The following is a 1,449-nucleotide window of genomic DNA, read 5'->3' as shown; positions in this document are numbered from 1 at the left end:
CCACCGCTGGGGCTGGTAATCGTGCTCGGCGGGACGGCGGTGCTGGCGCTGGCGACGACGGTGCTGCCGATCGCGCGGCTGCTGCGCACCCCGCCGGTCCAGCACATCGGCGTCAGGGAGTGACGCCGCCGCGAAAACTTTTACCTCGATGCTTGTCTATTCCCCTGTGGATTGATCGCCAGTAACTTGACCTTGACTACTCGTGATCGACAGACGGGGGAACCGCCGTGGGAATGACGCGCAAGCGGATGCTGGGACTGATGGGCGCCACGGCGGCCGGGTCGGTGGCGGCCTCGCTCTCCTCGTCCGGCGCCTCGGCCGCCCCGTCGCCCGGCCCGTCCGCCGGCCTGTCCACGGCGGACTTCGCCGGCGCGCAGGTGATCCGCCGCGACGTCTGCGTGATCGGCGGCGGCTCGGCCGGCACGTACACCGCCGTGCGGCTCGGTGACTTCGGCCGCAGCGTGGTCGTGGTGGAGAAGCAGGACCGGCTGGGCGGGCACACCGAGACCTACCACGACCCGGTGACCGGCGGCACGGTTGACATCGGAGTGATCGTCTTCGAGGAGAACCCGCTGGTCCGGGCGTATTTCGACCGCTTCGGCGTGGCGCTGGCGCCGATCGGCGGCGGCCCGGGCGGAGGCACCACCACGTACGTGGACTTCCGCACCGGCCGGCCGGTCGACTACACGCCGCCGGTGCCCGCCGCGCTGCCCGCGTACCTCGAGGTGGTGAGCCGGTTCGGGCCGATCGACACCGTCATCGACCTGCCCGACCCCGTGCCGCAGGACCTGGTGGCGCCGTTCGCCGACTTCGTCCGCAAGTACGACTTCGGCTCGGTGGTGCCCCTGGTCTTCAACTACGGGCAGGGCGTCGGCAACATTCTCGAGCTCCCCGCGCTCTACCCGATCAACACGTTCGGCCCCGGTGTCGCACGGAACATTCTCGGCGGCTCGTTCCTCACCACCGCGGCACACGACAACAGCCTGCTGTACGAGCGCGCCACCGCACACCTCGGCGAGAACGCGCTGCTCGACTCCCAGGTGCTGCTGGTCGACCGGTCCGGGTCCGGCGTACGCGTGCTGGTCGCCACCCCCGACGGCCCGCGGCTGATCCTGGCCCGCAAGCTCGTGGTCACCGCTCCCCCGCTGCTGCGCACCTTCGCCGGCTTCGACCTGGACGCGACCGAGCGTTCGGTGTTCAGCCAGTTCATCAGCGGCGCCTACTACACCGGCGTGGCGCGCCTGTCCGGGCTGCCCGCCGGCGTGACCCTCGACAACGTGGCGGCCACGACCCCCTACAACCTGCCGCCGCTCCCGGGCCTGTACGGCGTCAACCCGACCGGCATCCCCGGCCTGTACAACGTGAAGTACGGCAGCCCGGCGCCGCTGCCCGAGGCGCAGGTGCGGCGCAACATCCGCACCGAGATCGAGCGGGTCGCGAAGGCCGGCA

General features: G+C 71.2%; 1 protein-coding gene. It reads left to right on the top strand.

From position 1 onward, the window contains the following. Nucleotides 1–233: 233 nt before the first annotated feature. A partial coding sequence (locus AB0M20_RS43275; protein WP_364307294.1) for an FAD-dependent oxidoreductase occupies nucleotides 234–1,449 on the top strand: 1,216 nt, incomplete at its 3' end.

The sequence above is a fragment of the Actinoplanes sp. NPDC051633 genome, assembly GCF_040681735.1.
GTDB lineage: Bacteria > Actinomycetota > Actinomycetes > Mycobacteriales > Micromonosporaceae > Actinoplanes.
The sequence above is the reverse complement of the archived record's forward strand: the minus strand, read 5'-3'. Positions and strand labels throughout refer to the sequence as shown.